The sequence below is a fragment of the Aeromonas sobria genome, from assembly GCF_050266975.1.
GTDB lineage: Bacteria > Pseudomonadota > Gammaproteobacteria > Enterobacterales > Aeromonadaceae > Aeromonas > Aeromonas sobria_B.
In genome coordinates, this window is the sequence record NZ_JBKISU010000134.1 from 1 (window position 1) to 268 (window position 268).

General features: G+C 58.2%; 1 protein-coding gene. It reads right to left on the minus strand.

Annotated features, from left to right (window positions below):
* Positions 1–268, minus strand: a 268-nt coding sequence (locus tag ACLHZ1_RS20790) for a helix-turn-helix domain-containing protein (protein WP_427263563.1), incomplete at both ends; no start/stop codon positions are given.

A 268-nucleotide genomic window follows, 5' to 3' on the forward strand; every position in this document is an offset into this window, starting at 1 on the left:
TCTTCCTGGGCACTGTTGAAGATGGGATAGGGGGCGGTGAGCGGTTTGCCGGGTGGCGTCTTCCCTGAAGTCATGGCGCGTTCTCTGCGTTTGTCACGAAGGGCCATGATACCGCCTTCACGATAAAACCGCGCCCACCGGCTGACGGTGCAGGCCGCGGCGATCTTGAATGCTGCGGCCGCCTTGCGAGAAGAGGCATTATTTTCCTGCATCCAGTGCAGTACCTCCTCTTTGAACTCAGCAGAGTAAGCCTTGGTCGTGATGGTCA